The sequence below is a fragment of the Thermoflexus sp. genome, assembly GCF_042408365.1.
Classification (GTDB): domain Bacteria; phylum Chloroflexota; class Anaerolineae; order Thermoflexales; family Thermoflexaceae; genus Thermoflexus.
The window spans coordinates 1-4,572 of sequence record NZ_JBHOQJ010000103.1; the positions used below are offsets into that span (position 1 = coordinate 1).

Here is a 4,572-nt window from a genome sequence, read left to right on the forward strand (position 1 = left end):
CGTTGCGATCCGTTGCAATTATAACATTCGGGTTTCTCTCCTCGAGGTTGTGCTGGCCGCTATCTCTGCGATCCGCTCATATGGGGGATCTCGTGTGGGAAGCGGGAGCCGGGCGCCTTCGGCCTCCGGCCCAGCCCCCGAAAACCCCAAATTGCAAGCAGTATTTTGCCAATGGTTAGAACATTGAAAAGCCCTCCGCCCAAGCTCATAGGCTATCCATTTCAATCCCTCATCGGATACAATTGAAGCAAAGACCTCTTCGCCTGGAGCAAGGGTATCCAGGGGGCAAACTCCTTGCGAAAACCGAAGGATAACCCCGGAGGGTGCTCCACGGTACGACCTTGGGGCCGCCTCCTGACAGCCTCCGGGACCTTGGAAGACTTGTGGAGCTCTCGAGAGAAGGCGCGATGAAACATCCGCGGGAGACGCTGGAGTTCTGGATCGCCCGCTTCCTAGACGCCTGTGTGGCAGCGGAGGCGACTTCGCCTGCCACATTGAAAGTGTATCGGCACACCCTTCATCGGCTTGCCCGCTTTCTGAAAGGCCAAGGGGTTACCCGGTGGGAGGCAGCCCATCCCTCCCTGCTGGAATCCTTCCTCCACGGCGCCATGGTCCAACGCGGATGGGCCCCTAGCACGTGGAATCAAAAGGTCGCCGTCCTGCGGGCATTTTTTCGTTTTCTGGAAACCGAGGGGGTGATCCAGGAAAACCCTGCCCTCCCCCTTCCCTGGCATCCCCCACGGCGGCGGGTCCTTCTCCCCCTTCCCCCGGATCAGCGGCAGAAATTGCTGGCGATCGCTGAGGCGCTCCCAGAGACCCCCCTGGGACTGCGGGATCGCCTGATCGTGGATCTCATCGCTCGCCTAAGGCTGCGCGCTGGGCAAGCGGTCGCCCTCACGGTGGACGACGTGGATCTGACCCACAGGCGCCTGCGGATCCTCACGCGCAACAGTTCTCGCTGGTTGGAGCTCCCGGAAACCATTGCGCGCTCGCTCCAGCGCTATCTGGAGACCGCCTGGCCTGCCCTAATCCGTGACCGAAAGGTTCAGGCGTTGCTCGTGAACCATCGAGGGGATCCTCTGACCCGCCAGGGCCTCTGGCGGGTGATCAAAATCCTGGCGCTGCGAGCTGGCCTTCCCCTATCGGTCTCCCCCGAACGGCTGCGACAGCCGGTGGGGCTTCCCCTCTCCATCGCCGATTCCGACGGATAACCACGCGGCCGACCTGTGGTGCGATCTCGGGAGGCTGAAGCTATGACGAAACGATGGACCCGACGGGATTTCCTCCTGCGGTGGCTCCCGGCGGTCCTGGGAGGTTGGCTAGGGGCGTGTCAGAGCTTTCTGCGCCCCGCTCCCACCCCAACGCCGATGCCGCCGACGCCAACGCCTCCGCCCTCGCCGATGGAGGCGATCACGGCGGCCCTGGAAGCCATTCGGCGGGAGGATCCAGAGGCGCTGTGGCCATGGCTGACGCCGGCCTCGCGAGCCGCCCTATCCCTAGAGGATCTTCGCACCCTCTGGCGTGCAACCCTAAACGCGGTGAGCGTTCAGGCTGTAGAGATCCAGCCGCTGGCCGTGATCCAGGAGGGAGAAGTCGCCCAGGCTCGCTATCGGATCCGCTGGAAGACCGCGCTGTTCGGAGAGTTAGAGGCAGAAGGAACGTTGGAGCTCCGCTTGCTCCCGGAGGGATGGCGAGTGGTCTGGCGAGATGCGCTGCTCTGGCCAGCCCTGGGCGAGGGGGAGCGATTCCGGGTGGAATACGTGATCCCCGAGCGGGCGAACCTTTACGACCGGGATGGTCAGAGCCTGGCTGCCCAGGGAGACTGGGTGGAGATCGGCATCGTGCCCGGGCAGATCACGGACGAGGGGCTCCTGCTCCAGCGGCTCGCCCAGGTGACCGGGCTTCCGCCGGAAGCGATTCGATCCCGTTACGCCTTCGGACGTCCCGATTGGTATATGCCCATCCTGGCGCTGCCAGCGGATTACGTCGCGCCCTTCGCCGCGGATCTGGAAGCAACGCCGGGGGTCAAGTTGCGCGTGCAAAGCGGGCGGATTTACGCCGGTGTGGCGCCCCAGACCGTGGGGATCGTAGGGAAGATCCCTGCGGAGGAGTTGGACGCATGGCGACGCCGCGGCTACCGAGGCGATGAATGGGTCGGGCGGATGGGTCTGGAAGCATGGGGGGAACCTTATCTCGCCGGAACCCACGGCGGCCGCCTGTTCATTCAGCCGGCCCAGCCCGAGGGCACCCCCCGGCTGATCGCAGAACGGCCCTTCATCCCCGGCCGCTCGATCACCACCACACTGAGCCGGAACTTTCAGGCCCAAGTGGAGGAGATCTTCGGGGATCGCACCGGGGCGGTGGTGGTGATGGATCCGCGGAATGGGGATCTCCTGGCCATCGTCAGCAACCCGGGATTCGATCCCAACGCGCTCCTCCGGCCGAACAGCCCGCCTCCGCCCCCCGGCGCCTTCCTGAACCGAGCCACCCAGGGTCTGTATCCCCCAGGCTCGATCTTCAAAATCGTGATGATGGCAGCAGCCCTCACCCACGGGTTCACCCCTCGCAGCGTTTTCCAAGATCCCGGATATTGGGACGGCCTGGGCCCTGGCTACCGCAAATGGTGCTGGCTCCGAACCGGGCACGGCTTGGTGGATCTTCCGACCGCTCTAACAGTTTCCTGCAACGTGGCGTTCTATCAGATTGGATTCGCACTCCACCAGCAGGATCCAGACCTCGTCCCTCAGATGGCGCGGGCCTTCGGGTTGGGAACACCGACGGGGATCCGAGGGATCCCGGAGGAAGCCGGGCTCGTGCCGGATGCCGCATGGCGTGCTCAGCAGGGCGGCCGCCCCTGGTCGGCCGGGGACGCGGTGAATATGGCCATCGGCCAGAGCGACCTCCTTGTGACCCCATTGCAAATCGCCCGGATGATGGCGGCGGTGGCCAACGGCGGGATCCTCTATCGGCCCCGCTTAGTGGCCCGGATCAACCGGGCCCCAGGACAACCGGAGGAAATTTTTGAGCCGGAAGCGCAGGGACGGCTCCCAGTTTCGGAGGAGGCCCTCTCCGCGATCCGGCAGGGTCTAGTCGGGGTCACCACCCATCCTCGGGGGACAGCCACGTGGGTTTTCCGAGGGATGCCCTTCCAAGTTGCGGGGAAGACCGGGACCGCGGAGACGGCCCATGGGCAGCTGCCTCACGCGTGGTTTGCATGCTACGCGCCGGCCGATCGTCCGGAACTGGTGGTGGTGGTGGTCGTGGAGCACGGCGGGCAGGGCTCGGCCGTCGCCGCACCCCTCGCCCGCCAGATCCTGGAGGCTTATTACGGCCTCCCGCGGACCCCCCTACCCGCTCCCCCAGCGCAAGAGGATCGCTGAGGCTGGGGTGGATCCTGGACGCCCATCCCCTCCAGATGTGGCAAGCCTAAGCCAGCGCCCATTGAGATCGGCCGCGGACCCGTTCTCGAACCCGCTGGATCTGCTCATCCGTCAGCGGCTGGCCGAACGAAAGGAAACCAGCCAGCCGGAAGCCGTGCTTCTCCGCCAAGCGGGCGATCTCCTCCACCCGTTCGATGGAAAGGCGACGCCCCAGGCTGTAGGGCTCGTAACGGCCCTCCATGGCTAGGGCGATGGTCTCGGCCATGCACGCATAGGCCATGCGCGGGGGGAGCCCGAAGTCGAACCCGAAATCCGCCTCACCAGGGACCTCCACGAGGCCGCCGTCGATCACCAGCACATCTTCTCGTTGAGCGGCTACGGCCGGCGAGACGTTGCGGGGCTGGGCCACATCGCAGACGACGGCGCCGGGCTTCAAATGCTCCGGCCCGATGATGGCGACCGGGGAGCTGCTCACCGCTAGGATCAGATCAGCCTCGCGCAACGCTTCCAGGCTCTCCGCGATATCAGCTTCCGCGCCCTCGGCCTCTACCAAGGGACGAATGCTCTCCAGGCGCTCCGGGCGGCGTCCGGCCAGGATCACGCGCGAAACCTCCCGGGCCAGCAAGCGGGCGGCCACGCGGCCAATGGCTCCGGCGGCCCCCACGACGGCCGCGGTGGCCTCAGCGAGCGGGATCCCCACCCGCCCGGCCGCCTCCCATAGGGCCTGCAAGGCGACGGCCACCGTATAGCTGTTCCCGGTGGTCACCGGGATACGAAGATGCTTGGCCACCGTAATCCCCGCATCCCCCACGACCGCCGTGAAGGCGCCCAGGCCGAGGATGCGGGCCCCCAAGCGCTCCGCCAGCCGGCCGGTCTCAATGATTTTTCGATAGACCCGTTCCAGAGGCAGCGAGAGCATGCGCTGAGGGGTGAGCGGACAAGCCACCAGCCAGCCTTCCACCTCTTCGCCTGTTGCCCGGGAACGGATGCCCCGCACCCGCGAGAGGTAAACGGGAGGGAAATAGGCAGAGAAGAAGTGAATGGCCGGCTCGGGGAGCAAGCGACCGAGCAGAGGGAATCGGCGCTGGACATCCCGCTTTGGATCGATGGGGTGGATGATGAAGGCGAAGCTGTTCATTTCCCTTTTTGTCCCAACGGACCTGTTATTAGGGGGCGAGCCGGGCGCCTTCGG

Annotated in this window: 3 protein-coding genes; 2 read left to right on the plus strand and 1 reads right to left on the minus strand. The window is 65.5% G+C overall.

The window, feature by feature from the left end:
* Nucleotides 1-407: 407 nt before the first annotated feature.
* On the plus strand, nt 408-1,211 hold the full coding sequence (locus tag ACFMO5_RS04440) for a tyrosine-type recombinase/integrase (RefSeq protein ID WP_376791550.1): 804 nt from the start codon (nt 408-410) through the stop codon (nt 1,209-1,211).
* A 42-nt stretch (nt 1,212-1,253) separates the two neighbouring features.
* Nucleotides 1,254-3,380, plus strand: coding sequence for a penicillin-binding transpeptidase domain-containing protein (locus ACFMO5_RS04445; protein WP_376791551.1), 2,127 nt, complete (start codon nt 1,254-1,256; stop codon nt 3,378-3,380).
* Between the two features lie 46 nt (nt 3,381-3,426).
* Here the strand turns inward: ACFMO5_RS04445 and ACFMO5_RS04450 are convergent, their stop codons facing one another.
* Nucleotides 3,427-4,518 (minus strand): shikimate dehydrogenase, encoded by a 1,092-nt coding sequence (locus tag ACFMO5_RS04450; RefSeq protein WP_376791552.1) that lies wholly within the window; start codon nt 4,516-4,518, stop codon nt 3,427-3,429.
* Nucleotides 4,519-4,572: the final 54 nt, after the last annotated feature.